Source organism: Pseudomonas rosaeacicularis, from assembly GCF_057128745.1.
On record NZ_JBSKHT010000012.1, the window covers coordinates 213,608 to 239,862 of the forward strand.

Here is a 26,255-nt window from a genome sequence, read left to right on the forward strand (position 1 = left end):
ACAGCCGCCCATCCCCTTAGCCGGGGACACGATGCGATCATTAGCTTTTTTGGGCATGCCCCAGAACGGAGCCGCCTGATGAAGCTGGCTTAAGCAAGAACCGGACCGCCACTATTGCGCCCGCTCCTGCTCGTTACATGGCGAGGTGATGACGCTAACACGCACGAAAGTGGGGCGAAAACACTCAACGTGAGCTACAAAACTGTAACCACGGTCTATCCATGCCCGCCGTAGGTTCAGTTTCCGACGCGATCTGAAAATCCTAACCGCTTGATCACAGGGATAAATTTTTCACACAGACGCTTGACACATATTCGATCTAAGCGAATAATGCGCGCCACTTGGCTACATAGCTCAGTTGGTTAGAGCATAGCATTCATAATGCTGGGGTCCGGGGTTCAAGTCCCTGTGTAGCCACCAAGTACCGGCTTACAGATTTCTACCGAAATTTGTAAGCCAATCAAGAAAGCCCGCCTTGTGCGGGCTTTTTTGTGCCTGTCTTTTGATGCCGCCTATATGTGCTCTAACGCCGCGACAACTCAGAGGTTTGTACAAAGCTATCGCGGGCAAGCGCGCTCCTACAGCCCTTCAAGTTTGCCGATGACTCAAATGATCACGCCCCTCAATTGCAGAAGCTGACGAGCAGCGCGAGGCTGCGATTGCGATGGGTCATTCAGCCAGTTCCGCCTGAAATTACGCCTTCGCGGCCCCGTCGCTCCACCGGTACATTCGCGGCAAATTCCCCGTTTCGTCCTACTCTTGACCTATTGAAACCTGATGCGCCGACCGCCAATACACGATCAGGGCTCAGGTGGATTAGATTCAAGGCGCCCAGAAGCTCTTGATTGCACCTATCGCTATTGAGTGGAGTAAATCATGGAATATGACGACAAATTGATTGAAGACGCGGTTCTTGCCCTATTGGCAGCCTTCAGTACTGATAAGGGCAATACCTGGAAAGGGTTTGACTTCGAGGTCATGAATCGACTGCATGAACATGGTTTCATCAGTGATCCGGTGAACAGAAACAAATCGATCTGGTTGACGCAGGAAGGCCTGGAGCGAGGTCGGAAGATAGCTGACCGGTTATTTGGGACGAGCGCTCAAGCAGGCCATGAGTCCCACTCAGATATCTGAATCGCGTAGACGCATCGGCTCAGCGAATGGGCACCGACCGAAGCATCATCGGCTTATAGCAAAGTCCTCTATCTGAGCTGGCTCGGTTCCCAAACATCTTGCCAGCATTACACTGTCCCCCTAATCCCATCGAACACAGCGAGGCTGCGCTAATCGTGCCCAAAACTCCCCATCTCTCGTTAGTCGCCACTGACCGGTTGCTGATCTTGCACATCGAATTGGCGGAGATAAAACCCACGGTATAGCGCCGTGTAGCAGTGCCTGAACGCATTGTGTGAGGTGATTCAAAGCGTGATGGTCTGGAGCGACAGCCATTTGCACGAATTCAGAATTGACGGTAAGACTTATGGTGTGCCCGAACCTGGCTGGGCGACTGCTACGGTTTCGGAACAGGGCAAGACACTGATTGACGTTTTGGCGGGGAAGAAGGCTTTCGACTACGTGTATGACTTGGGTGACAATTGGGAACATCACATCAAGGTCGAGAAGACTGTCCCAGCCGCTGACTGTCCTCGTTCACCGCATTGCCTTGACGGCGCCAACGCAAGTCCGCCAGAAGATGCCGGTGGCGCAGGTCAATATGAGTATTTGCTGGCGGCGCTGGCTGATCCCGATGACCCCGACCACGAGGCAATCTCCGAGTGGTTTGGAGAGGCTGATTTTGATCCCGCAGTATTTGACCGTGACCGTATTAATGACGAGCTAAAGCGTTTAACGGGCTGATGAACTCTGTCTACCAGGCGTTAACGGTCACAGATTCCTTCTACTGAAACTCCCCCGCCCTGATGCAATAACTCAACAGCGCATGATCCGAAGTCACTTCCAGTTTGCGCATCGCCGAGATTTTCTGGGCGCTGACGGTTTTGGTGCTGCGGCTGAGCAGGCGGGCGATGTCGCTGACGCTACTGCCGGACACAAACAGCCGCAGCACTTCGATTTCCCGGGGTGACAGGCTGGCGAGTCGCTCGTCGAGCATCTGCGCATTGGGGATGACGGATACAGGCTCCTGAGTCGGGCTTTGGTATTTGCGGTTAGAGGCGAGTGCGTCGAGGGCGTTCTGAATCTCTTCGTACAAATGGTTTTTCTGGATTACGCCGACGACGCCCAGCTCGTGCAGGCGCAACACGATCAAGCTGTTGGAGATCATCGTCAGCACTAATATCTGCGTGCGCGGGAAGGTGCGGATCAGGTATTCGATGAGTTTGAGCCCATCGCCATAGGCGCTGTCGCCAGGCATGTTGAAGTCGGTGATCAGCACTTCGGGGGCGTGGCTGTGAAGCTCATCGACCAGCTGACTGGATGAGGTGGCTTGGGCGACGACCTGGAAACGGCCATCGCGCTGGATGATTTCACGCACACCGAGCAGCACAATGGGGTGGTCGTCAGCGATCACTACGTTGATCTTTTGCACTGTCTACCTTCCATTCCGGGTTACCCATTAGGGCCTAAATTGTCGGTCAATGTGAGTACGGCGATTTCCAGGCGCCTCAACAGCGCCTGCACCTGCGCGATCCGAGTAGCGTCCAGCGAATGCGAGTGAAGCGAGGTTTCCAACGCGTTGCACGCGGCGCTCAAGTGCGATGCGCAGACCGTTGCCAGCGAACCACTCATGCGATGCAAGTGCCGCACAACGCACTCGGCATCCTGTTGTTCAAGTCCCTGCTGCACGCTGGACAGGTCCTCCTGCATGGTCGTGATAAACAAATCACGCATGGCCGGCGACAAGCTGATCCAGCCGTCCAGATCCTGATGTGCTTGCTCTTCTGGCGCCTCGATAGAAGGTTTGTCCGGCGTCACTGTGCTGCGCCCATGTTCAAGCAGCGTTTGACTTAGCAGCTTGAGGCTCAGGGGTTTGACGATCCACGCCGTCATCCCGGCGGCCAGACATTGCTCCCCTTCTTCACGAAACGCATTGGCCGTCACCCCAATGATCGGGATGACAGCATCACGTTTTCGCAGCTCGCGGGTCAGCTCATACCCGTTCAAACGGGGCATGTTGATGTCGGTGATCACCACATCAAAATCCTCGGGCGACCACCGTTGCAGGGCCTCCTCGCCGTCTGGAGTGGTGATGACCTGGGCACCAAGCGCTTCGAGCTGTTCTTGCAAAATGGCGCGATTGATGGGGTTATCTTCGGCTACGAGCACGCGCAGCCCCTGACAAGTCAAGGGGCCGGGGCCGCTGAGCTCGCGCGCCTGCACGGCTCCCGAGTGCGCCAACATCAAGGCTCGGGCAATCGAGCGGATGTCGAAAGCATTCACCGTCCAGCCGTCGCTCGTGGGTTGCGGCTGGCGATGACCGAGGTCGCTGACGGTGAGCCGTCGCCCGGCCCAGGGTTCGTCGTGAGCGGGGTTCGCTGACAGGTCGAGCAGAATCGAATGCGCGTCGCCCTGGTAGCCCGCCGGCAAAACGGTAGCGTGCGCGCCCCAGCGATTGAGCCAGTCGGCGAGGCATTGCTCCAGTTCCTTGAGCGGCGCACGAACGTGAACCGCCAGACCATCGAGCTTGATATCGGCGCAATCGGGCAGCGCTCCCGCAATGATCGGCAAACGCACATGCAGCGAGAAACTGCTGCCCAAACCGGGCTCGCTCACCACTCGTAGCTGCGCATCTATCAGCTCACTCAGACGCGCACAGATCGACAGCCCCAACCCCGCACTTCCACCGCCTTCGCTGCCACAGATCTGCGAGAACGGCTTGAAGAGCCCCGCCATTTGTTTCTCGCTGATGCCCACCCCCGTATCGGAGACCTGCCACTGCAACGAGGCGTTTGTGGCCGTGAGTTCAGTGACTTTCAACCGCAACACCACGCGGCCGGATTCGGTGAACTTGATCGCGTTGCTCAGCAGGTTATTGACGATCTGGCGGATACGCCCAGCATCTCCGCTCATCAGGGCGGGCAGCGTCGCATCGGCGCAGGCGAATACTTGCAAACCCTTGTTGGTAGCGGTGGCTGAGTAGCTGCGCACGGCGTCTTCGAACACGTCAAGCGGGCTGAACGTCGTGGTTTCCAAGGCCATTTGCCCGGACTCGATCTTGGAGACATCAAGCACATCGCTGATCAATTGAAACAGCACCGAAGATGAGCGCCCGATGGTCTGCAGGTAATCGCGTTGACGAGCGTCCAGATCGGTCAGCCCCAGCAGTTCGAGGTTGCCCAGCACACCGTACAGCGGCGTGCGGATTTCATGGCTCATGGTTGCCAGAAACAACGTTTTCGCCGCACTCGCCTCGTCCGCTGTGCGTCGTGCCTGTTCCAGCAACTGGGCGTCATCGACGTGACGGGTGATGTCGTTGAAACCGCAAAGCACGACATCTTCGCCCTGATAGCGGGTGGACATAAAGCGAACGAGAAGGAACCGCCCAGCCACCTCGATCTGCACTTCCTGAGGTTCTTGATTGCTGTAGTCGCGCTTGAGCAGGCTGATCAATTCCGCGGTGCCCTGCCATTCCTGCGCGCGCTGGTTTTCCAGCAGCACCTTGCTGTTGTTGCGCTGCACCACGCACAAGCCGATCGGGGCGCTGTACAACATGGCTCGGTTGAACGCTTCGCTCTCGGTCAGCCGTCGATTGGCTTGCTGGGCCGGTTCAACGATACGCGCGCGATACCACCGATTAACCCGCCAGCCCAACAGCAGCGCGAGCAGAAATACGCCGGCGACGCCCAGCAGCGGCCACTGCGCGTAACGGAAAAAACTTTTGTAGCTGATGGCATACAAGCCGACCCACTGCTCAGGACCACTGAAGGTGAGCTTGAAGCGCAAACCCTCAGCCTCGAAGCTCAAACCCATCGGCACTGAGACCGGATCCTGCGCAGCGCCCAGCAACACGTCACCGCTCGGCGAAATCAGCGTGACGCGGTCGTTGATGGATTTGAGCCCCAGCCTGTCCGGGCCGTTGATGCGCCTGGCATCCAGCAACGCCACCATCGCCAATAGCCCTTCATCCTGCTGCGCCGGCATGATCGATGGGGTGATATCCACACCAATCAGCGCGACGATCACCTTGCTGCCGTCGAGCAAGTTTGCAGGTGCCCGGGTCCAGCGCACTTTACGATCGTTGAGCAGACTACGCTGGGCGAGCAGGTGCTGATGCAGGCGCCCTGTGAGATCAAAAAAGTTGTTCTTGAACAAGACCGCCCGATTGCGCGTGCCTTCAACGCCAGGGATCGCGATGTTGAATTGATCAGAGGGCGAGAACAGAAACGTCTGTGGCGCGGAGTAGTTGGAGTTTGACCAAAACGTGCTGTAGTAGTCGGTCAACTGCACGCCCAGCGAATATGCGCCTTGCAACTGGGCCTGGCTGAACCTGACGCGCTCGCTCAGGGTGAACGGCTGGGACATCGCCAGACCGCGATTTTGAAACACGCGTTCATCGCCCTTCTGCATGATCTCGACCCGAGACAAAGGACGAATGTCGGTTTGAATATTCTGGTTCGTGCGGTCATAGGCACTGGCGACATTGCGCAAAAAAGTCTCGTACTCATGGATGCTTTCGACCAGACGACCGAAGTGCAAATCCACTTTGTCGCGCTCCTCTTCGAGCACTCGATCAAACGCCCAGTAACACATGCTGACCAGCAGCAAGGTCAAGCCGGCGAGGATCAGCAACAGCTTGTTGAGCCGCTGCGAACTCAGTGCCAGCGCGCCTAATTTGAGGCTTTCAGTTTTCATCGAGGAGGCCTTGACGCCCAGAGGATACGGCGCCTATACGGGGCCACCATGACTGCCATTTCGTGGCGCACTGTGGATAGACAGTAGCAGATCAATTTGGTGCTGGCGTGAGGCCATCTTCGCGAAGCAATTCGAGAAACTCCTCAGGTGGTACGGCGGCACAGATCAAAAATCCCTGAACCTGATCGCAGCGGATCTTGCGCAGAAACGCCAGTTCAGCGGACGTTTCGACCCCTTCAGCGGTGACCGTCAAACCCAGTTTGTGGCTCAGTTCGACAATGCTCTGCACAGCGGCGGCGAGGCTTTCGCTGTCGGTGCAACCATGGACCAAAGAGCGGTCGATCTTCAACTCGCTAAACGGCGTCGAGACCAGATTGAAATACGAACTAAAGCCTTTGCCGAAGTCATCCTGAGCGAGCCCGAAACCCATCATGCGCAAACGACAGGCTCCCGCGTAATAGTCACTCAGCGCCCGGGTGGTTGAGGTCTCCAGCAGCTCGAAACAGATCGAACCCGGCTCGGCACCAGTGGCCACGACCCGAGCACTTAATCTGTCGGCCAGATCATGGCTGCCGAGCAGATGGGTGGGCAAGTTGACCGAAACCGGCACTTCAAAGCCTCGACGCCGCCATTGCAGTTGAACGTCCAGCGTCTGATCAAGCATCGACCACAGCAGATTTTCTTCCAGTTCAAGTTGCTGCATGGCCGGCAAAAAATCACCCGGCATGATCAGGCCCAAGTCAGGATGCCGCCAACGCACCAGTGCTTCTGCGCTGCAGACCCGGCCATCATCCAAAGATTTTTTTGGCTGAAACCAGGGTTGCATTTGTCCGCTGCGCAGAGCGTGCATCAGCTGCTGCCGATCAAGTTGCAGCGGGCAACTGGACGGCCTACTGTCTGTTTGGCAAAGGCCGTCCAGGCTGTCGCGCAGGTGACGCGCCGCTTTCGGGTCCACAGGTTTGGAAATCAGCGCCAACACCTTCAGGCCGAGGTTTTTGGCCACCAACCCGGCACTGATCAACATCCTTCGGGACGCCACGCTCATCAGCGCCAGCGCGGGGGGATCGGGGAGCCTGGCGATATTCTGGATCAACTGCACGCCGTCCATGCCCGGCATGAACAAGTCACTGACCACCAGATCATAGGCACCGGCATGCAGGCGCTGCAAGGCCGTCGCGCCATCCCACACAGTCTCCACATTGAAGCCGTCAAGATCACTGAACAGGTGCAGCAAATACTCGTGCTGAAAGGGATGATCTTCAACGATCAACACCCTGTAAGGCCTCAATGGTCTGCCCTCTGATAGGGTGCCAGACAGGCGTAAAGTTCGCTCAGGGCGAAGGGTTTGATCAGACATTGGTTCATACCGGCTTCCAGGCAACGCTCACCTTCCTCGCGCATCGCGTTCGCGGTGGCGCCGATGATCGGCAACTTACAATCCAGATGACGTAACTGCGCGGTCAGCTCGTAACCGTTCATGTGCGGCATGTTGATGTCCGTCAGCACCAGGTCGAATGCGGAGTTTCGCCACAGATCCAGCGCCGCCTCGCCGTCCTGTGCCAGCTCGACGGTGCAGCCCAGCTCCTCAAGCTGATCGCGCAGGATCAACTGATTGATGACGTTGTCCTCGGCCACCAGCACATGGATACCGAGATTGAAGACGGGCCGGCTTTGCGCCGGTTGCAGTGGCGACGGGGTAGATTGCCCCTGCGCCAAAGCGACGGCCCGGCGCAGCCCGTGTAGATGATTGAAACTGACCGTCGCCGCGACCTCTCGCAATTCATTGGCGTGCGCATCGCCCACTGCGATCACGCGTGGCCCCTTCCACTGAGGGGCCAAAAGCGCGTGCAGCTTGCCGGGATGCAGTTCGAGCAGCACCGAATCGGTTTGGCCCTGCACAGCCTCAGGCACGCCGACTTGTGCACGAGCGCCCCAGCGACGCAGCCAGCCGGCAATGCTCTCGGCAAGCTCGCGGAAAGGCGAAACGACGAAGACCGCCTCAGGCTTGAGCACATCGTTCAATGCCTGCTCGTGGGAGTCCGCCAACTGTTCCAGCGACAATCGCATTGTAAAGCTGCTGCCGAGCCCCGGTTCGCTGACGACGCGCATGGTGCCATTCATCAAGTGCATCAGCCGCTTGCAAATGGACAGGCCCAGACCCGTTCCTGCGACCACATGGGTGTGGCCGTCGGCCTGGTAGAAAGGTTCGAACAGGTGCTGCTGATCCTCGTGGCTGATGCCCATGCCGGTGTCCGATACCTGCCAGTTCAGCATGACCCGCTCGCCGTCCCGGCTTTCGAGTTTGACGCGCAGGATGATGCGACCGTTGTCGGTGAACTTCAGGGCGTTGTTGAGCAGGTTATTGAGGATCTGCCGAATCCGCGCGACGTCGCCCTTGAGCCAGTTCGGCAATTGCGGATCGATACAGGCGAACAGTTGCAGCCCCTTACTGTGGGCCGCAGCCGCATAGCCGTGAATGACCTCTTCGATCAGGGCCAGCGGCGCGAAACGGCTGCTTTCCAGTTGCAACTGCCCCGCTTCAATGCGCGACACGTCCAGCACGTCGCAAATCAATTGCAGCAGGTTGGCGGAGGACCCTTCGATGGCTTTCAGGTAGCCGTCTTGCTGCTCGCTCAACTCGGTGCGCGCCAGTAGCTCCAAGGTGCCGAGCACGCCATAAAGCGGGGTGCGAATCTCATGACTCATGGTTGCCAGGAACAACGTCTTGGCTTCATTGGCCGCATCGGCCAGACGTCGCGCCTGTTCCAGCGCCAGCTCAACCTGCTTGCGCGCACTGATGTCGCTGAACGCGCAAATCAGCACGTCCTCACGCTTGTACCGCGTGGGCGCAAAACTGAGCGACAGGTGGCGGCCGTCAGACAGCTGTAGCTCCTCGGTGCTGTTGTGCGCGGCCTTTTCGAAACCGCGACGTATCCAGTCGTGGCACAGTTGCTGACAAACATCGCTATCCGCCAGCCATTGGCGATACAGCGGATTGGCCAACACCACTTCGCCATCCTGATGACGCAGAACACAGAGCGCCACGGGGGCGACCTGGATCACCGCGCGGCTGAAAGCTTCGCTTTCGACCAATGCCTCGATGCGATGGCCGGCCGGGATGATCAGCCGTTGATCGATACGCCGAACCAGCCAGTACATCAGCCAACTCATCGCCGCACACAGCAGTAGGCTGATCAGCAACGGCAGGACCAGGACCGGTAGCAGGGACCGGATGTCGATGGCGTAGATAATTTGCCAGTCCGAATAGCCCAGCTGTTTGCGGATCGCCAGGTGATCGGGCAACCAATCGCGACCGACGAATCCGAACGACTGCGGCGGCGGCAATTGCTCAAGGCTAAGGCTTGCAGCCGGGTCTTGGGCGCTGTCAAAAATCAGTTGCCCTTGGGCGTTCAGCAGCATGAACTGACCGGCGTCTTCATTGCGCAGCGCGCTCAACAGATCTGGCGATTCCACCTCAAGGCCAAGCCAGCCGGACTGAGCGCTGCGGTCGTCAAGACGCGTGAAAATATACAGCGGCGAATCCTCGCGCTGCGGGTCGGTGAGCCACAGATCATCGTCGGTAAGATTGCTGTCAGCTGGAGACTGGCGCAGTTGCGCGAGCAAGTAGGACGGGACGACCGAAACCGGCGCACGTGCAGTAAACAAGCGCACCACGGCATCGCGATCCACTTCGTCTACGTACAGCAGATTGACCTTGTTCTGCCGCAGATAGGCGATGGTCCGTTTGGTCAACCACAGGCTCCAGGTTTGCTGTCCGGCGCCCAATCGAATATGCACCTCCTCCCCCGCCACGGCACTGGCGCTGGGCACCGGCTCGGTGACATTGCGCACCGCCGCCAGCCCGAGTGTTTTGAGCAGTGTCTGTCGGCTGACGAAAAAACTCTGCGCATCCGAAATAGCGGCATTCATGTAACTGCGCCGATGAGAGATTTCCTCGCTCAACGTCGAATTCATGTAGCTGAAGGCGAATGCATAAACACCCGTGACCAGAGCGATGGCAAACAAGTGCAGTAACTTGCGCGCAGCCTTGGGAGTTGAGAAGGAAGGATCGAGCGGGCGGATGAATTGGCGTAGTTTCATGCGCGTACCTTATGGCTGGTTACACACATAGGGGAATAAGACTTTTCTTAAAGTCTAAACATGGCAAACATCTGCAGGAGCGAACTTGTTCGCGAGACGATATATCTGGTTCACCGCTTGAGAACACCTCGCCAACAAATTGGCTCCTACAGAATCTCGGCAGACCTTGGTCAAGATGCCACTCAATTAAGAATCGTCTGATGTTCCAGAACGCTGAGTCCGGCGAGTATTGCTTCGCGCCACACCTTAACTAACTCACCCGGCCAGCTCAGGCTGCCTTCTCTGGAGTATTAATGATGAAAAAGAATGTAATCGGTCTTGCGGTTTTGTCTTGCCTGTTCGCAGCCGGTGCAGCCAACGCTGCAGACGGCACGATCAACTTTACCGGTAGCGTGCTGGCTACGGCTTGTACGGTAAATGCTCAAACGGCCACGCAAAGTGTTGAGCTGGGCAGTGTCAATGCCAGCGGCTTTACCAGTGCAGGTAAAGTCGCCGGTGCGACCCGTTTCAATATCACTCTGGCCTCGTGCCCAGACACGATTACCAAAACCAGCGTGAAATTCGACGGCACCCCTGACGCCACCAACAGCAGCCTGTTGGCGCTGACTTCAGGCCAGACAGCGACCGGTCTGGCCGTTGCGATCTATGAGGCGGACGGCACGACTTTGATTCCAATGCAAACCGCTTCGGCCGCCAAAGACATACCAGCTGATGCAACCAGCACGACCATGACTTTCATCGCCAAGTACATGTCCACGGCGGCGACAGTGGGCGCGGGTACTGCCGCAGCGTCGACCAGTTTCACCATCGCTTACAACTAAAAAATCCGGCCGCGAGGCATCCCCTCGCGGCTGCTTTTTCCGGTCAAGGATTTCTGCACGAGAAATACATATGAAAACCTGGAAAGCATTAATCTTCGCAGTCAGCACTGTGTGGCTGACGCTGCAAACAGCTCAAGCGGGCGTGGTGGTCGGCGCTACCCGCGTGATTTACAACGGTGGGGCACGCGAGTCCAGCCTAAACCTGCGCAACCCGGATAAATCGCCCTACCTCATTCAATCCTGGGTAGAAAACACGCAAACCGGCGTGCACAGCAAGGCTCCGTTTCTGATGACGCCGCCATTGTTCCGACTGGACGCAGGCAAAGAGAACGTCCTGCGGATCGTACGCACTGGTGGGCAACTCCCGGACAATCAGGAATCGGTGTTCTGGATCAACGTGATCTCCATTCCGGCAAATGAGAAATCCGATAAAAACCTGCTGCAAATCACCGTCAAAACCCAGATAAAGCTGTTTTACCGCCCTGAGGGGTTGTCTGCGCAACTTGCAGAGCAAGCTTACAAAGCGTTGGAGTTCAAGCGCGTCGGCAATCAACTTCAAGTGCATAACCCAACACCGTTCTATGTTTCGTTCTATGAGCTCAAATATGCCAACAAAGTGATAGACGAAGCCAAGATGATTGCACCGAACTCGACCCAACAATGGTCAATATCCAATATTGCTGGAACAGGCTCCGTTAGTTGGCAGGCGATCACCGATTACGGCGGTTTGACGCCGGTTCTTCGCTCAACACTGTAGTGCGCCTGTAGCAATCACGCCCTGTAACAGCCTTTAACTTCTGAGCAGTCAGTTGTTGAGCAGGCTCGCTGCTGCTTAAAACTTATTGAAGAGAGTTATCGCCGTGCGTAACGCCATCTTGGGTTTCAAGTTTTCCAGACTTCATAAAACATCGAAAAAAGTGCTCGGACTAGCTGCACTGGTGAGTGTTTCGCCGATGGCGTTCAGCGCAGACTACTTCAACCCAAACGCGCTGGAACGAAACGTCGCTACACAAGGCATGGTCGATCTTGATCAATTTTCCAATGCAGGCTCGCAGGTTCCAGGTGTTTATCGGGTGGATATCTATTTGAACGGCAGCAGAATTGAAACCTCCGACGTGAGCTTCATCCTCCTCAAGGGACAACTCCAGCCACAGATCAGCCGTGACCAATTACAGAAGATGGGCGTGAAGGTTGAAGCCTTTCCCACGCTGCAGGCGCTGGGACAAGACAGCACCATTGAAGACATCGGGCTGCACATTCCTCTGGCCAGCTATACCTTCGATTTCGGGCAGCAGCGTCTGGACATCAGCATTCCACAAGCTGCACTGAAAACCGAAGCTCGGGAATTTGTCGACCCAGCTTCGTGGGATCAAGGGCTGCCTGCCGTGCTGTTCAACTACGCCTACAGCGGTTCAAACACGCGTTATGACAATCGCTCGGGCACAGGCCGAAACTCGTACTTGAGCCTGCACAGCGGGACCAATATCGGCGCCTGGCGTTTGCGCAATTACTCCACTTACAGCGACGACGGCAGGGGCAACAAGCACTGGGGCGCGATCAATACCTATGCTCAACGAGACGTCCAGCCGCTCAAGGGTCAATTGACGCTGGGAGAAAGTTTTACCCCCAGCGATGTCTTCGACAGCGTGCAATTTCAGGGCGTCCAGCTGTCTTCGGACGACAACATGCTGCCCGACAGCCTGAAGGGTTTCGCGCCGGTGGTTCGCGGTATCGCCCAGAGCAACGCCCAAGTCACCGTGCGCCAGAACGGCTACATCATTTATCAAACGTACGTGGCGCCCGGCGCATTCGCGATCACCGACCTGTACCCCACCTCATCGAGCGGTGATCTGGAGGTAATCATCAAGGAGGCCAACGGCACAGAGCGTCGTTCGGTGCAGCCGTTTTCCTCGGTGCCGACCATGGTCCGCGAAGGTCAGCTCAAATACTCGGCCACCGCCGCGAAATTTCGTAGCCAGACCGAGGGCGCCCGCACTCCGACGTTTGTGCAGTCCACGCTGATCTACGGCCTGCCTGCCGACACCACACTGTATGGCGGCATGCTCGGCGCTGAAAATTATGGCTCGCTGGCCGTCGGTGTCGGACACGGCTTCGGTGATATCGGGTCTTTGTCATTCGATGTCACCCAGGCCCGAGCTGAGCTGTCAGATGGCACTCGTCACCAAGGGCGCTCGTTCCGGGTGCAATACGCCAAAGACATCAAACAGACTGGCACCTCCTTCACGCTGGCAGGTTACCGCTACGCAACCAGCGGTTTTTATGACTTCCAGGAAGCCAACGAAATCGGGGCGGATGCCGATTCTTCCTGGCGCAGCCTGTACAACAAACGCAGCAAGACGCAGTTGAACGTCAGTCAGGCACTGGACAGTTACGGCAGCATTTATGTGTCGGGCTATCAGCAAACCTTTTGGGGCAAGACCGGATACGAACGGAACGTCAGCACCGGATATAACTTCAGTCACTCCGGGATCAATTACAACTTCAGCTACACCTACTCGGCTTTGCCGGTGGGGCGCGGCAATCAAACCGATCAACAACTGGCGTTCAGCGTTCAGATCCCGCTCGATCGATTGCTGCCACGAAGCTGGGCGAGCTACAGCGTCAGCTCCAGCAAAAAGGGCGAAACCGTGCAGCAGGTGGGGATCAACGGCACTGCCCTGGCCGATAACAACCTCAGCTACAGCGCACAGCAAAGTCGCGGAACTCATACCGCCAGCAGCGGAAACCTGAGCACTAATTACAAAGGATCTTTTGGGGATACCACCGCCAGTTACAACTACGGCGATGGCATGCAACAGGTGACTTACGGCGTTCAGGGCGGGGTCGTGGTCCACCCGTATGGCGTAACACTTTCCCAGCCTTTGGGCGACACCGTTGCGCTGGTCCGAGCGCCAGGCGCCAGCGACGTCAGAGTCCAGAGCAACCCCGGCATCCACACCGATTCACGAGGCTACGCGGTGGTGCCCTACGTCAGCGCCTATCGCAAAAACCGCATCTCGCTGGACACTCAGTCGATGGGGGACGGCGTTGATATTGCGGGCACCACGCAAACCGTTATCCCGACCCAAGGCGCGGTGGTACTGGCCAACTTTGATACCCGGGTGGGCAGCCGCGTGATGATGACGGTGTCCCATCGCGGCAAGCCCGTGCCGTTTGGCGCCGCTGCACAGATCCTGCAAAGCGGCGATCAGACCTCGCCCAACACCGGCATCGTCGGCAGTGACGGGGAGGTTTATCTGAGCGGCGTGCCCGACAAGGGTCGGCTCGCACTCAAGTGGGGTAGTGGCGTTGAGCAGCGCTGTGAAGCTGACTTTACATTGCCGCGCGCTGCTGCCGATTCAACACAACAACCCTATTCCACGGTATTGACTGCAAGCGCCGCCTGCCAATGAGGAAGTCAAAGATGAAGCTCCCATCAAGCGTATTACATTGTGTGCCATGGATAGTGCTGGCCGCTGTCACGTTGTGGTCGGCGCCGTCGATGGCCACGTGCTCGGGCTCAAGCTCGACCACGATACAAATCCCGAAGCTGGTGGTTGCCCGTGATGCACCGATCGGCAGTCTGGTGGCCGAAGGCACCTCTAGTGCGTTTGAAGGGTTTACCTGCAGTGGCACCATTGGTCCTCAACAGCTGGGCATCAAGAATCGAGGCACCGCGTCCGGATTGACTAATACGCAGGGCGCGATCATTTATCGGCTGGGCGCGCAGTCCACCGGCCTCGGCTACGCCATTCAAGGCACCGGCGTGGGCGTTTGCCCAGGCTTCACGGCTTATGATGATGGCGTCGCACCGCTGATAGGCTCCGCCGCTTTCAATAAGATGCTGTGTGACTCAGGCGCCAGCCGCTTCACGACTCCGATCTCGGCCACCATGACGTTCAAGATCTACAAAATTGCCGACAGCGTTCCGGGTGGCAGCATCAACAGCCAGGCATTGGCAGCCTTCATTTTGCGCTCGGACAACGCGTGGGCCGTGCCGGAAGCCCCCGTTTACATCAGCGCCGTCAACGTTTCGGTCGCTGCATGCGCAGTGACCAACAAAAGCATCGTCGTGCCCATGGGCACTGTAAACACCACTGACTTCGCGGCCGAAGGCAGCACCGCCGGCACAAAGGGTTTCGAAGTGCCGCTTAGCTGCGATGCAAACACCAAGGTCAGCATCACGTTGAATGCGGGCGGGGCCGGTGCTTCGGACAGCGCACGCGGGATATTGAACCTCGACAGCTCCGATTCGGCCAGTGTGGCCAGTGGGGTCAAGTTGCAGATGCTCTACAACGATGCGCCATTGGTACTGAATACACCGATCCAGACAGGGACAACCCCCAGTGAAGGCGCTTACATCATCCCCTTCAAGGCGCGTTATTACCGCACGGCGGGATCGATCAGTGCCGGACAGGCTAACGCCAGCGCCACGCTGACGATCAGCTATCAGTAATCACCACGCTTGCCAGGTTCGATGCCAGCCGCAGTTGCCCGTGACAACGGCGCTCGGGTCCAATAGATTAGGCCCCCCGAAACGCCCAACGGCTTTCGCGCCTCAACCTCAGTTAATGAAGTAGTGAATGTCCAATGTCTGATTCCAATACCGATGCCGCCGTGACGTCCTTATCCTCCAAGCAGGAATACGAGAACGCCATCAATCTTTCACAGCACGTGCCGCAGGCCAAGATCGTCAGTGAAATGGTGCTCGACGCCTTCCAGACCGCCAAGGAAAGCGACCAGATTCGTGAGCTTCGGGTTGCCATTCGTCAGGCCCATGATCAATTCGATGACGACAAAGCCTACGACCTGATGGGCGAACTCAAGCAGCTCAAGGACGCAGAAGCGTCGGACATGGCCGCACTTGAAGACCTCAGCACCAGGTTCCCTATCAGCCGGATTCTGTCCTGCTACAAGGACGATCCGTCGTTTCAGGAGTTGGTTTACAACCTGGCGCTGCGCGTGTTGAACCAGACCCACCAGGCCGTAAGCAATCCCAACCCTGGCAAAGGTAAGGTCGCTCGGGCCAAGAAAGACATCGAAGTGTTCGTCATCCGCAAGGACGACATCAGCGTCACCCTGCCCCTGCGCAACCCGCGCTCCAAGCCCTACGTTGACCGCGAAACGTACGAGTTCCTGGGCTTCACCTTCGTGGGCGAAGGCGACGAAGCCGAGCTGCAAAGCGAAGTGTTCGTGGACAAGGACGGCAACGAACAGCCAGCGACGCGCAAGAACATCGTCACTGCCATTCAGCAGCAGACCGCGTTTGAAGGGTACAGCGTGGTTCAGCAGTAAACGTCTGACACGAGAATCAGGGCCACGCGCGCATCAAGGGCGTCGGCCCATTCCAACCTCTACGACTGCTCAAACACCGCATTCGCGAACAGGTCCGCTCCCACATGGGTTACGCGACCGCCGCAGATAGCCAATCTGTTGCAAGCCCCGTGGGAGCGGCCCCGTCCGCGAATAGGCCCGTGCCCCCAGCTCGTATCGGGAAGGCAGACGCCTGACTCGCATACTGCTAACCACCCCCACGCGATCAGTCCCCGCGTCATCCCCTCGCATACTTGCCCCCAAGATGCTCGGCTCTGCTAACGTCGGTCCAGATTCCAATGACAGCAACGCGCTGGCAGGAGCAGCGCTTAGCGTTTTGCTCTATACCCACTGCACACGTGCACGGACGTGTTGGTGTCGCGCTGTTTCTGCCAGAAGCCCGCAAAAAGGAACTTGAAATCCATGTCTGATTCCACCCAACCGCGTAATGGCGGCCAGATTCTCGTTCAAGCGCTGATTCGAAACGCCGTCGACACCCTCTACTGCGTGCCCGGCGAAAGTTATCTGCCGGTGCTCGACGCGCTGCATGACGCGCCCGGCATTCGCACCATCGTCACTCGCCATGAAGGCGCGGCCTCGAACATGGCCGACGCCTACGGCAAGTTGACCGGCCGCCCCGGCATCTGTTTCGTGACCCGCGGCCCCGGCGCAACACACGCCAGCAACGGCGTTCACACCGCCAGGCAGGATTCGACGCCGATGATTCTGTTCATCGGCCAGATCGAAAGCGGCTTCAAAGGGCGCGAAGCGTTTCAGGAAGTGGACTACGTACAGATGTTCGGGGGTTTGGCGAAATGGGCCACTGAGATCGACAGCATCGAGCGCATTCCGGAGATCGTCAGCAAAGCGTTCAGCATCGCCATGTCGGGTCGGCCGGGGCCGGTGGTGATTGCGCTGCCGGAAGAAATCCTCTTCGGTTCAGCCGTGGTCGCCGATGCCGCGCCCGTGCGTATTGCGCGCGCGGCGCCTGATCCAGCGGCCCTTGAAAAACTGCGCGAGATGCTGGCCGTCGCTAAACAACCGTTGATGATCGTCGGCGGCACGGGCTGGGACATGGATGGCACTCAGGCCCTGAAGCGCTTCGTACACGCGAACAGTCTGCCGGTCGCCGCATCGTTCCGCCGTCAGGACCTGTTCGATAACCGCGACCCGCATTATGTCGGCCAAATCGGTCTGGGCACCTCGCCCAAGCTGATTGAGCGCGTGAAAAATGCCGATCTGCTATTGGTCATCGGCTCGCGCCTGAGCGAAACCGTTTCGGCCGGCTACACGCTGATCGAAAGCCCGACGCCCAGGCAACTGATGATTCACGTGCATCCTGATCCTGAGGAGCTGAATCGCGTCTACCAGGCAACGCTGCCGATCAACGCGGCCATGAGCACCTTCGCCAAAGCAGCTGCGCAGATGGAACCGGTCGCCAGCGATGCCTGGAACTCCTGGACCGAGTCAGCCCGCGCCGACTACATCGAGCACTCCACCCCGCCACTGCCGCATCCGCAACTGGCAGGCGTAGACATGGGGTCTGTGGTCGCTCACCTGAACGAGATATTGCCCGATGACGCCGTGATCACTAATGGCGCGGGGAATTACACCGTATGGGTGCACCGTTTTTATCGCTATCGTCAGCCGGCCACCGAGCTTGCCCCCACCAACGGCGCCATGGGCTACGGCTTCCCGGCCGCGATTGCCGCCAAACTGAAAGATCCTGCGCGTACGGTGATCTGCTTTGCTGGCGATGGCTGCTTCATGATGTACCCTCAGGAGCTGGCCACGGCGATGCAGTTCAACGCGCCGTTGGTGGTCATCGTGGTGAATAACGGCATGCTTGCGACGATTCGCATGCATCAGGAGCGTGAATATCCGGGACGCATATCGGCCACCGAGCTGGTCAATCCCGATTTCATCGCTTTGGCCAAATCCTTCGGGGCCCATGCAGAGCGTGTCGAACGCAGCGAAGATTTCCCGGCGGCCTTCCAGCGAGCACAGAGCGCTGGTGTGCCGGCGCTGATCGAATTGCGGGTAGATCCTCGGCAGATAACTCCCCAGGCTCGTCTAGATTAAGAGGTGTTCAACGATGCAGATTCTTGGTGAAACGATCATTGGTCAACGCTCTGTCCGGGGCGACGCGGGTGAAGTATTCGCCCTGGCAGCTGAAACTGGCGAGAAGCTTGCGCCCGCTTTTGGCGCCAGCAGCCAGGCGGATGTGAACACGGCTTGCGAGTTGGCGGAGGCGGCTTTTGACCCTTACCGCCAGTTGCCCGACGAGCGTCGGGCGCAGTTTCTAGACAACATCGCCCAAGGCCTGCTTGATCTGGGCGATACCCTCATAGATCGCGTTCATCAGGAAAGCGGCCTGCCCAGACCGCGCCTGGAAGGCGAACGCATGCGCACCGTCAATCAGTTGAAGCTGTTTGCCAGCCTAGTGCGCGACGGTCGCTGGCACGGTGCAGTTATCGACTCCGCACTGCCAGACCGAGCCCCGTTGCCACGCGCCGACCTTCGTCTGCGTCGTATCGGTCTGGGGCCGGTTGCCGTGTTTGGCGCCAGCAACTTTCCCCTAGCGTTTTCAGTGGCGGGCGGCGATACCGCGTCGGCACTGGCCGCCGGTTGCCCGGTGATCGTCAAGGCGCATCCGGCGCATCTGGGCACCAGCGAACTGGTGGGCCGCGTGATTCAAAAAGCCGCCTACGACACCAATATGCCCGCGGGCGTGTTCTCGATGCTGATCGATAAAGACATTTCCGTGGGGCAGGCGCTGGTCAGCCATCCGCTGATTTCGGCGGTCGGTTTTACCGGCTCCCGTCGCGGTGGTCTGGCGCTGGTCGCTGCCGCCCAAGCGAGGCCGGTGCCGATTCCGGTGTACGCCGAAATGAGCAGCATCAACCCGGTGTTTCTGCTGCCAGCGGCGTTGTCGGCACGCGCCGACAGCATCGCCAAAGGCTTTGTTGAATCATTGGTCATGGGTGCCGGGCAGTTCTGCACGAACCCCGGCATTCTGTTGGCCCTTGAAAGCGATGCATTGGAGAGCTTCGTATCCGCAGCTGCAACGGCGCTGTCTGACAAGTCGCCCACCACCATGCTGACGCCCAACATTCACGGCGCTTACTGCAACGGTCTGAATAACCTGCACAGCGCGTCGGGTGTTCAACTGGTCGCCGAGGGTAAAGAAGCTGAAGGCTCGTATCAGGCGCGTCCGGCGTTTTTTCGAACCGACTCAGCCACCTTCCTCGCCAACCCCGGCCTGGAAGAAGAAAACTTCGGCCCGAGCGCGTTGCTGATCGTCTGCAAGGATGTCGACGACCTGCGTAACGTGGCGACGAAATTTGCCGGGCAATTGACCGTGACGCTGCATTTTGACGAAGGCGATCAAGTCACCGCTCAAGCGCTGATGCCGACGCTGGAACGCAAGGCGGGACGCATTCTGTTCAATGACTTCCCGACGGGTGTCGAGGTCAGTTACGCGATGGTGCACGGCGGGCCATTCCCGGCCACGTCCGATAGCCGCAGCACGTCTGTCGGTGCAACGGCGATCAACCGGTTCCTGCGTCCGGTTTGCTATCAGAGCGTGCCGGATTCACTGCTGCCCCCTTCGCTGCAACAGAGCAACCCGCTGGAAACATGGCGTCTGGTCGACGGCCAGTTGACCAAGGGGTAACTGCCTCATTGGCGGGTGTCGCAGGCAGCTCGACACCCCGGCAAGTCCCCTCCCCTTGTCAGAAATATCTGACGTTCAAGGCGCAGAGCGTGGCAGCACCTGCCCTTGCACCTCATCGCCAATCACCAGGAAATGCCCACCGGCTATGTGATGCACGGTGCGCAGCTCGTCATGGCCCTGAAAATGCCAGTACCCCTCAGAGAACACGCGCTCGTCGGCATAAGCCGTTACCACTTCGCCGATGAACAGATCGTATTGCCCCTGGTTATGAGGCTCAGGCAGCAGTCGACATTCAAGCCACGCCGCGCAACCTTCCAGCAGCGGCGCCTCGGTCAGCTCGCCCTGAAAGGTCTGGAGTGCGTAAGCGCTGAATTTGTCGAAGTCCTTTTCGCTGGAAATCTCCAGGCCCGAGGTTGAGCCTACCGTTTCAACGATATCGACCTGACTGACTGTCGGCACATTGATGACGAAAGTGCCGGAGCCTTCCAGCAGTTGCCGCGTCCACACTGACTTGTCCAATACCACAGTGACTTTCGGCGGTTCGAAATCAAGCGGCATCGCCCACGCAGCAGCCATGATATTGCGCTTGCCGTCGTGGGCAGCGCTGACCAAAACGGTAGGACCGTGGTTAAGAAGACGGTAGGCCTTGGCCAGCGGAACGGGACGACGGTGTGATGCGGACATTAGGAGACCCTGAAAAGAAAAACATGAAATAGAGAAACTTGATCGGGAAATTACAGGGTTTACGCCGCAGGGAGAATGCGCGACGCGAACTACCTTCAACCTGTCACGTCTCTGAACCTGCAGAAAATAGCCCTTCCCTCATCCCTGAAAATAGTGATGTAATACTATAACAAAACATTTCAGGCGTTTCGTTCGTGAAATCTTCTACGCGCTCAACATCCTCCATCGCAGCCTCCGCCCTCGCTCAGTCAGCAGGCAAACGCGTGCTTATCTCCTTAGCCATGCTCGCGCTGCTCTGGATCGGCATTGCCTGGGCGGTAGCGATTCCATGAGCGCAGCCATCGACCTGCATGACCTTACCGTCACCTATGAACGGCGCCCGGCCGTGCACCATGTGAGCGGACGTTTTGCCCCTGGCAGCCTGACGGCCATTGTCGGGCCCAACGGTGCTGGCAAGTCCACGCTGATCAAAGCGATCGCCGGCACGCTGAAACCTGCTGAGGGCCGCGTGGATCGCGGCACGCTTGCCACCCGCCACATTGGTTATTTGCCCCAGGCTGCGGAGATCGATCGCAGTTTCCCGCTCAGCGTCGCCGATACTGTTTTGATGGGCGCCTGGCATCGTCTCGGGCCGTTTCGAGGTGTGGGACGCAAAGAGGTTGAACAAGCGAAAGAAGCTTTGCTCGCGGTAGGACTCGAGGGTTTCGCGCAGCGCAGCATCGGCTCGCTGTCGTCCGGGCAATTCCAGCGGGTGCTGTTTGCACGCCTGTTGTTGCAGGACGCTTCAGTGATTTTACTGGACGAGCCATTCACCGCCATCGACGCCCGCACAACCCGAGATCTGCTCAAGCTGATCAGCGGCTGGCACGGCCAAGGACGTACGGTGATCGCGGTGTTGCACGACATCGAACAAGTGCGCCAACACTTTCCGGACACGCTTTTGCTGGCAAGGGAAACCATCGCCTGGGGCAGCACCGCAGAGATCTTGCACAGCGACAATCTGCGCCGCGCCAAGAACATGGCCGAACACTGGAGCGCCGACGCACAGCCGTGCGCCCTCAATGAGGGGGCCGACCTGTGACGATTTATCAGGCGCTGATTCAGCCGTTTGTCGAATTCGGATTCATGCGACGCGCACTGGTGGCGTGCCTGGCGCTGGGCATCGGCTCCGGCCCGGTGGGCGTGCTGTTGATGCTGCGCCGCATGAGTCTGGTGGGGGATGCGATGAGTCATGCGGTGTTGCCCGGCGCAGCAGTCGGCTTTTTATTCGCCGGCTTATCACTGCCGGCGATGGGCTTCGGCGGGCTGATCGCCGGGCTCGCAGTGGCCTTGCTTTCGGGGTTGGTCAGCCGATTTACCACGTTGCGCGAGGACGCCAGCTTCGCCAGCTTTTACCTCACTTCGTTGGCCGCAGGCGTGTTGATCGTGTCGTTGCACGGCTCCAACGTGGACCTGCTGCATGTGCTGTTCGGGACCATTTTGGCCATCGATAACCAAGCCATCTTCACGGTGGGCGGCATCGCTTCCTTCACTTTGATCCTGCTCGCGCTGATTTACCGGCCTTTGATTCTGGAATGCTTCGACCCCGGTTTTCTAAGAGCTGTGGGCGGACGCGGCTCGCTTTATCACGTGCTGTTCTTGCTGTTGGTGGTGCTGAATCTGGTCGCAGGATTCCAGGCCCTGGGCACTTTGATGGCTGTCGGCATGATGATGCTGCCGGCCACGGTCGCACGTTTCTGGTCGAATTCTCTGACTGGCATGATCGTGATTTCCACAGCGGTCGCCACCTTGTCGGGCTTCATCGGGCTCGTTGTTTCCTACCACGCCAGTGTCGCTTCCGGCCCTTCCATCGTGCTGACGGCCAGCGCGTTTTATCTGTTCTCACTGTTTTTCGGACGCAGCGGATTTCTCCGACGGCTGCTTCCGAGGGTTCACCTGTCCGGCTGATTGTTCTCTCACACAAAGGAAATCACATGAAACGTCTTACGCTTCTGACAGCCTCCGTGCTGTCGGGTCTGGCACTGTCGTGCCTGACGATTTCGGGTCTGGCTAATGGCGCCCAGGCAAAAACCCTGGAAACCGTTGCATCGTTCACGGTCATCGCCGACATGGTGCAAAACGTTGGTGGCGATCATGTCCATGTCACCTCGCTGATCGGGCCCAACGGCGATCCGCACGTCTACGAGCCAACACCCAATGACGCGCAGTCCCTGAAGAAGGCCGACGTGGTGTTTATCAGCGGTCTGCATCTGGAAGGCTGGCTGGATCGGCTGATCACAGCATCCGGCTACAAAGGTGATCCGGTGGTGCTGTCCAACGGGATCATGACTCGCAGCATGGAAGAAGACGGCGAGCAAATCACCGATCCCCATGCCTGGAACAGTGCCGTCAACGGCGTGGTGTACGTAAGAAATATCATCGCTGCGCTGCAGAAAGCTGACCCAGCCAATGCGGCAGATTACAAAGCCAACGGTGATCGCTACATCAGGCAACTGCAGGACATGGACGCGTATGCGCGTACGCAGATTCAGTCAATCCCGGAAGCTCAGCGCAAGGTGCTGACATCCCACGACGCTTTCGGATATTTCGGCGATGCCTATGGCGTGACGTTTCTCTCGCCGTTGGGCTTTTCTACTGAAACCGAGGCATCGGCGGCTGACGTGGGCAAGTTGATCAATCAGATCAAACAGGAGCATGTCAGCGCTTACTTCTTCGAGAATTCCGGTGATCCGCGCCTGGTGCAGCAAATCGCCAAGGCCAGCGGCGCGCATCCGGGGGGCGAGCTGTACGTCGAGTCGCTATCGCCCGCAGATGGACCGGCAGCGTCCTACGTGCAGATGTTCCGTTACAACGTCGACAAGCTGACAGCGGCAATGAAGCGGCAGTGATTTCCCACAGCCCGAGGGATTTCGCCGTCCCTTTGTCCCAGTGGTAAGCGCAGAGCGCCAAGCAGCCGATGTATGCCTGTATGCTGCCCAATTCGCCCATCGATACCACCGGGACGCTTCAATGAATCAACTTTCGTTTGCGCCGTTTCAAAGCCTGGCCGAGCGGTTGCTTCCGCACACAGTGGCCGAGAAAGTCGACGGCTCCCACGACGAGGCGCATCTGCATCGGGTCTGGAGCAACGTCTGCGCCATTCGTGACAAGGAAGGCGGCGATCACGAAGTGCTGCTGGCCGCGACGTTGCTGCACGATTGCGTGTCGGTGGAAAAAGACTCCAAATTCAGGTCCAGCGCCTCTCGCCTGGCAGCGGCGAAAGCCACCGAATTGCTCTCGGAAATGGGTTGGGACGAAGAGCGAATCGCCGCTGTCGCCCATGCGGTGGAAGCGCACAGCTATTCGGCAGCGATCACGCCGACAACCCTTGAAGCAAAAATCCTGCAAGACGCCGACCGGCTCGATGCCCTCGGCATGATCGGCGTCGCGCGATTGTTTTACATCGCCGGACGCATGGGCAGCCGCCTGTATGACGTCTCAGATCCCCACGCCGCAAACCGCCCTTTGGATGACAAACGCTTCGCCGTGGATCATTTCAAGACCAAGATATTCGGGCTGTCCGAGGGTTTTCAGACTTCAGCCGGGGCGGAGATGGCCCAGATGCGGCACGCACGGGCGGTGCGCTTTGTGGATGAAATGATGGAAGAAGTCGGCGCAGGTCAGAACCCGCGCTGATAAGCCTTGTAAACAGTTTCCACCCCCCATCTCTCGCCAGTTTCCTACCCTTGGACGACGCGCTCAGGTCTTGAGCGCGATCAACCATCGTCATGGAGATTGTGCAATGAGCACTCGAGACACAAGCGTTGCCGAAGACGTATTAGTGGTTGCCCCTGATGTTGAACCGGGCTATCTGGTGGACGCGATTCAGGCCGAGATCCTGCGGGCCGAGTCGGTGCTGCTATTGATATCCGGTCAATTCAACGGCGCAGACGACGGCAAATGGTCCGATCAAGTGATGTCTTCAGCGGTGTGGGCGGTGCAAGGGCATTTGGGCATTTTAAAAACACTGGTCAATCACGGCTATCGAACCTCCAAGGTTGGGCGTCCCGACGACCACCAGGAAAAATCTCCACAAAAGTGAAATATTTCTAACCGATGTCACAAAGACATCACGCAAGCACTTTATAACCAATGTCTCCGGTGTATTCGACGATGGGATTGGTTCGCAGTGAAAACGTTATTGCCTCGATTACTCGCTCGCCCTACCAGGCCCACCTTGTTGCGGCGCCTGAAAATCACCCAGCGACTGGTGCTGTGCTTCAGCATCACGGCGTTGCTGATGGTAGCGCTGGGGGTGTTCTGTCTCCAGCAGATGCAAAGCATCCGTGATCAGGGCGAAGCGGTGGAAAGCGGCACCTTACCCAGTGTTGCGATGGCCGACGCTATCGCAATCGACTTGATCAAGTTGCGCGGCGAGAGCGCCCGCCTCATTGCTAACGCTGACGATCCCGGGGCGGTAGTTACCAGCAAGATCAATGTCGAACAACTCAAAAACGAAGTCGAGAAAGGCTTCAGCGATTATCTGGCGCACGCTACCGACCTTACTGAGCGTGACTCGATCACCGCCCTGCAGGACGCCTATAAAGCATTCATGCCGGGGCTGCACGACGAGATCGGGCTGATCGAACAGCGCAAACTCGACGATGCGCGCATGCTGCTCAATACCACGCTGAGCATGCAGGGCGATCTGATGGACATGCAGGTGCAGCTGTTGCGTGAGCTGAACAAACAAAGTGCGTCAGCGGCAGTCGACTCAGCCGGTAGCCGTTTTCAACAAACCCGCATCATCGCCCTCAGCGCGATTGTCGTGGCCTTGGTGCTGACGTTGCTGCTGGCTTGGCGACTGAGCGTGAGCATCATTGGTCCGGTGCGTCATGCGCTGCAGATCGCCAGCACGATTGCCGATGGCGATCTCAGTCCTCAGTCGATTCCCGAAGGTAAAGACGAAACGGCGCAATTGCTGATGATGCTAGGCCGGATGCGCGGCAATCTTCACGGCACAATCGAACAGATCTACGCCGCCGCGACTCAGTTGACGCAATCGGTTCAGGAAATGGGTGCGATTGCAGAAGCCAGCGCGCAGAACCTGCAACTGCAGAACGATGAAATCGAGCAGGCCGCCGTGGCCGTCAATCAGATGAGCCAGGCAGCCGTTGAAGTGGCCGACAACGCCAGCAACACTTCGACCGAATCTCAGGCCTCCAGCGAAGCCGCGGCCCAAGGTCGGGACCGACTGTCGGGCACCATCGAATCGATTAAAGAGCTGACCGAGAACGTGCTGGACTCCTCCCATCAGGCTGAAGGTCTGGCAGAGCGCACGCTGAGCATCAGCAAGATCCTCGACGTGATTCGCGCGATTGCCAACCAAACCAATTTGCTGGCGCTTAACGCTGCCATCGAAGCAGCGCGAGCCGGTGAAGCAGGACGAGGCTTTGCGGTCGTGGCCGATGAAGTGCGATCACTGGCTCAGCGCACAAGCGCCTCGACCGCCGAAATCGAAGGCCTGATCAACGGGGTGCAAAAAAGTACTCAAGAGACCGCCGAAGCGCTACGCGTGACTGCAGCCCAAGCCAGCCTGACACTGGAACAGGCCGCTGCGACGAGTCAGGCGTTGACCGTGATCATCAGTTCGACCTCAACCATCAGCGATCGCAATGTGTTGATCGCAAGTGCCGCCGAGCAACAAGCTCAGGTGGCCAACGAAGTTGATCGCAACCTGAGCAGCATCCGGGATTTGTCGACACAATCGGCTTCGGGCGCGCAGCAAACGACCGTGGCGAGCAATGCACTGTCGATGCTTGCGACGGACTTGAACACTATGGTTCAGCGCTTCGTGTTGTAACCACCGC

20 protein-coding genes, 1 tRNA gene and 1 pseudogene are annotated in these 26,255 nt (G+C 58.2%); 17 read left to right on the plus strand and 5 right to left on the minus strand.

The features are described 5' to 3' along the window. The first annotated feature begins 343 nt into the window (after positions 1-343). The 3 genes from ACWKWM_RS17310 (at position 344) to ACWKWM_RS17320 (ending at position 1,860) form a co-directional block, all read left to right on the plus strand. A tRNA-Met gene (locus ACWKWM_RS17310) sits at positions 344-420 on the plus strand. A 456-nt stretch (positions 421-876) separates the two neighbouring features. Continuing rightward, a complete protein-coding gene (locus tag ACWKWM_RS17315) occupies positions 877-1,137 on the plus strand; it encodes a DUF6429 family protein (protein WP_483847306.1) in 261 nt (86 codons plus the stop codon). A gap of 294 nt (positions 1,138-1,431) precedes the next feature. After that, entirely contained in the window at positions 1,432-1,860 is a 429-nt protein-coding gene (locus tag ACWKWM_RS17320; protein ID WP_483847339.1) for a plasmid pRiA4b ORF-3 family protein, read from the plus strand. Between the two features lie 40 nt (positions 1,861-1,900). Here ACWKWM_RS17320 and ACWKWM_RS17325 read toward each other — a convergent pair whose 3' ends face one another. The 4 genes from ACWKWM_RS17325 to ACWKWM_RS17340 all read right to left on the minus strand — a co-directional run bounded on the left by ACWKWM_RS17325 (position 1,901) and on the right by ACWKWM_RS17340 (position 9,912). After that, positions 1,901-2,548: a response regulator gene (locus ACWKWM_RS17325; RefSeq protein ID WP_483847307.1), complete on the minus strand. Its 648-nt coding sequence runs from the start codon at positions 2,546-2,548 to the stop codon at positions 1,901-1,903. Between the two features lie 20 nt (positions 2,549-2,568). Beyond that, on the minus strand, positions 2,569-5,811 hold the full coding sequence (locus tag ACWKWM_RS17330; protein WP_483847308.1) for a response regulator: 3,243 nt from the start codon (positions 5,809-5,811) through the stop codon (positions 2,569-2,571). 91 nt (positions 5,812-5,902) lie between these two features. Further along, complete coding sequence (pvrR, locus tag ACWKWM_RS17335) at positions 5,903-7,099, minus strand: response regulator cyclic di-GMP phosphodiesterase PvrR (protein ID WP_483847309.1); 1,197 nt, start codon at positions 7,097-7,099, stop codon at positions 5,903-5,905. Further along, positions 7,096-9,912, minus strand: a complete 2,817-nt coding sequence (locus tag ACWKWM_RS17340; RefSeq protein WP_483847310.1) for a response regulator — start codon at positions 9,910-9,912, stop codon at positions 7,096-7,098. The genes pvrR and ACWKWM_RS17340 overlap by 4 nt, the downstream gene beginning before the upstream one ends. Positions 9,913-10,208: 296 nt before the next feature. Here ACWKWM_RS17340 and ACWKWM_RS17345 point away from each other — a divergent pair, with 296 nt between their 5' ends. From ACWKWM_RS17345 to ACWKWM_RS17375, 7 genes are all read left to right on the plus strand, one after another. Beyond that, positions 10,209-10,733 carry a fimbrial protein gene (locus tag ACWKWM_RS17345; RefSeq protein WP_483847311.1) on the plus strand — a complete coding sequence of 175 codons (525 nt, stop codon included), beginning with the start codon at positions 10,209-10,211 and terminating at the stop codon, positions 10,731-10,733. Positions 10,734-10,803: 70 nt separating this feature from the next. Next, on the plus strand, positions 10,804-11,490 hold the full coding sequence (locus tag ACWKWM_RS17350; protein ID WP_483847312.1) for a fimbrial biogenesis chaperone: 687 nt from the start codon (positions 10,804-10,806) through the stop codon (positions 11,488-11,490). Positions 11,491-11,593: 103 nt separating this feature from the next. Then, positions 11,594-14,146 (plus strand): fimbria/pilus outer membrane usher protein, encoded by a 2,553-nt coding sequence (locus ACWKWM_RS17355; protein ID WP_483847313.1) that lies wholly within the window; start codon positions 11,594-11,596, stop codon positions 14,144-14,146. 11 nt (positions 14,147-14,157) lie between these two features. After that, complete coding sequence (locus ACWKWM_RS17360) at positions 14,158-15,189, plus strand: fimbrial protein (RefSeq protein ID WP_483847314.1); 1,032 nt, start codon at positions 14,158-14,160, stop codon at positions 15,187-15,189. Between the two features lie 134 nt (positions 15,190-15,323). Further along, positions 15,324-16,028, plus strand: coding sequence for a hypothetical protein (locus ACWKWM_RS17365; protein ID WP_483847315.1), 705 nt, complete (start codon positions 15,324-15,326; stop codon positions 16,026-16,028). Positions 16,029-16,469: 441 nt separating this feature from the next. Further along, on the plus strand, positions 16,470-18,128 hold the full coding sequence (locus tag ACWKWM_RS17370) for a thiamine pyrophosphate-binding protein (protein ID WP_483847316.1): 1,659 nt from the start codon (positions 16,470-16,472) through the stop codon (positions 18,126-18,128). Between the two features lie 13 nt (positions 18,129-18,141). Further along, complete coding sequence (locus tag ACWKWM_RS17375) at positions 18,142-19,722, plus strand: aldehyde dehydrogenase (NADP(+)) (RefSeq protein ID WP_483847317.1); 1,581 nt, start codon at positions 18,142-18,144, stop codon at positions 19,720-19,722. Between the two features lie 75 nt (positions 19,723-19,797). On the opposite strand, the gene ACWKWM_RS17380 is transcribed toward ACWKWM_RS17375, so the two are convergent. Beyond that, complete coding sequence (locus tag ACWKWM_RS17380) at positions 19,798-20,406, minus strand: flavin reductase family protein (protein ID WP_483847318.1); 609 nt, start codon at positions 20,404-20,406, stop codon at positions 19,798-19,800. 328 nt (positions 20,407-20,734) lie between these two features. Between ACWKWM_RS17380 and ACWKWM_RS17385 the strand changes: the two genes are divergently transcribed. From ACWKWM_RS17385 to ACWKWM_RS17415, 7 genes and pseudogenes are all read left to right on the plus strand, one after another. Continuing rightward, positions 20,735-21,487, plus strand: coding sequence for a metal ABC transporter ATP-binding protein (locus tag ACWKWM_RS17385; protein ID WP_483847319.1), 753 nt, complete (start codon positions 20,735-20,737; stop codon positions 21,485-21,487). Positions 21,488-21,531: 44 nt separating this feature from the next. Next, positions 21,532-22,353 (plus strand): metal ABC transporter permease, encoded by an 822-nt coding sequence (locus tag ACWKWM_RS17390; protein WP_483847340.1) that lies wholly within the window; start codon positions 21,532-21,534, stop codon positions 22,351-22,353. A gap of 26 nt (positions 22,354-22,379) precedes the next feature. Continuing rightward, on the plus strand, positions 22,380-23,294 hold the full coding sequence (locus ACWKWM_RS17395) for a metal ABC transporter substrate-binding protein (RefSeq protein ID WP_483847320.1): 915 nt from the start codon (positions 22,380-22,382) through the stop codon (positions 23,292-23,294). Positions 23,295-23,415: 121 nt separating this feature from the next. Further along, positions 23,416-24,081: an HD domain-containing protein gene (locus ACWKWM_RS17400; protein ID WP_483847321.1), complete on the plus strand. Its 666-nt coding sequence runs from the start codon at positions 23,416-23,418 to the stop codon at positions 24,079-24,081. A 106-nt stretch (positions 24,082-24,187) separates the two neighbouring features. After that, the gene (locus ACWKWM_RS17405) at positions 24,188-24,487 is read left to right on the plus strand and encodes a hypothetical protein (protein ID WP_483847322.1); all 300 of its coding nucleotides are present in this window, start codon (positions 24,188-24,190) and stop codon (positions 24,485-24,487) included. A gap of 87 nt (positions 24,488-24,574) precedes the next feature. After that, positions 24,575-25,153 (plus strand): annotated as a pseudogene (locus ACWKWM_RS17410) (MCP four helix bundle domain-containing protein); the annotation flags it as partial. A 390-nt stretch (positions 25,154-25,543) separates the two neighbouring features. Next, positions 25,544-26,248 carry a methyl-accepting chemotaxis protein gene (locus tag ACWKWM_RS17415; RefSeq protein WP_483847341.1) on the plus strand — a complete coding sequence of 235 codons (705 nt, stop codon included), beginning with the start codon at positions 25,544-25,546 and terminating at the stop codon, positions 26,246-26,248. The last annotated feature ends 7 nt before the right edge of the window (positions 26,249-26,255 follow it).

Bases quoted from the DNA above. Each gene is read 5' to 3' on its own strand.
- ACWKWM_RS17315 (WP_483847306.1), top strand. From the start codon at position 877: ATGGAATATGACGACAAATTGATTGAAGACGCGGTTCTTGCCCTATTG.
- ACWKWM_RS17320 (WP_483847339.1), top strand. From the start codon at position 1,432: ATGGTCTGGAGCGACAGCCATTTGCACGAATTCAGAATTGACGGTAAG.
- ACWKWM_RS17330 (WP_483847308.1), bottom strand. From the start codon at position 5,811: ATGAAAACTGAAAGCCTCAAATTAGGCGCGCTGGCACTGAGTTCGCAG.
- ACWKWM_RS17340 (WP_483847310.1), bottom strand. From the start codon at position 9,912: ATGAAACTACGCCAATTCATCCGCCCGCTCGATCCTTCCTTCTCAACT.
- ACWKWM_RS17345 (WP_483847311.1), top strand. From the start codon at position 10,209: ATGAAAAAGAATGTAATCGGTCTTGCGGTTTTGTCTTGCCTGTTCGCA.
- ACWKWM_RS17350 (WP_483847312.1), top strand. From the start codon at position 10,804: ATGAAAACCTGGAAAGCATTAATCTTCGCAGTCAGCACTGTGTGGCTG.
- ACWKWM_RS17360 (WP_483847314.1), top strand. From the start codon at position 14,158: ATGAAGCTCCCATCAAGCGTATTACATTGTGTGCCATGGATAGTGCTG.
- ACWKWM_RS17365 (WP_483847315.1), top strand. From the start codon at position 15,324: ATGTCTGATTCCAATACCGATGCCGCCGTGACGTCCTTATCCTCCAAG.
- ACWKWM_RS17370 (WP_483847316.1), top strand. From the start codon at position 16,470: ATGTCTGATTCCACCCAACCGCGTAATGGCGGCCAGATTCTCGTTCAA.
- ACWKWM_RS17375 (WP_483847317.1), top strand. From the start codon at position 18,142: ATGCAGATTCTTGGTGAAACGATCATTGGTCAACGCTCTGTCCGGGGC.
- ACWKWM_RS17380 (WP_483847318.1), bottom strand. From the start codon at position 20,406: ATGTCCGCATCACACCGTCGTCCCGTTCCGCTGGCCAAGGCCTACCGT.
- ACWKWM_RS17385 (WP_483847319.1), top strand. From the start codon at position 20,735: ATGAGCGCAGCCATCGACCTGCATGACCTTACCGTCACCTATGAACGG.
- ACWKWM_RS17390 (WP_483847340.1), top strand. From the start codon at position 21,532: ATGCGACGCGCACTGGTGGCGTGCCTGGCGCTGGGCATCGGCTCCGGC.
- ACWKWM_RS17395 (WP_483847320.1), top strand. From the start codon at position 22,380: ATGAAACGTCTTACGCTTCTGACAGCCTCCGTGCTGTCGGGTCTGGCA.
- ACWKWM_RS17400 (WP_483847321.1), top strand. From the start codon at position 23,416: ATGAATCAACTTTCGTTTGCGCCGTTTCAAAGCCTGGCCGAGCGGTTG.
- ACWKWM_RS17405 (WP_483847322.1), top strand. From the start codon at position 24,188: ATGAGCACTCGAGACACAAGCGTTGCCGAAGACGTATTAGTGGTTGCC.
- ACWKWM_RS17415 (WP_483847341.1), top strand. From the start codon at position 25,544: ATGAGCCAGGCAGCCGTTGAAGTGGCCGACAACGCCAGCAACACTTCG.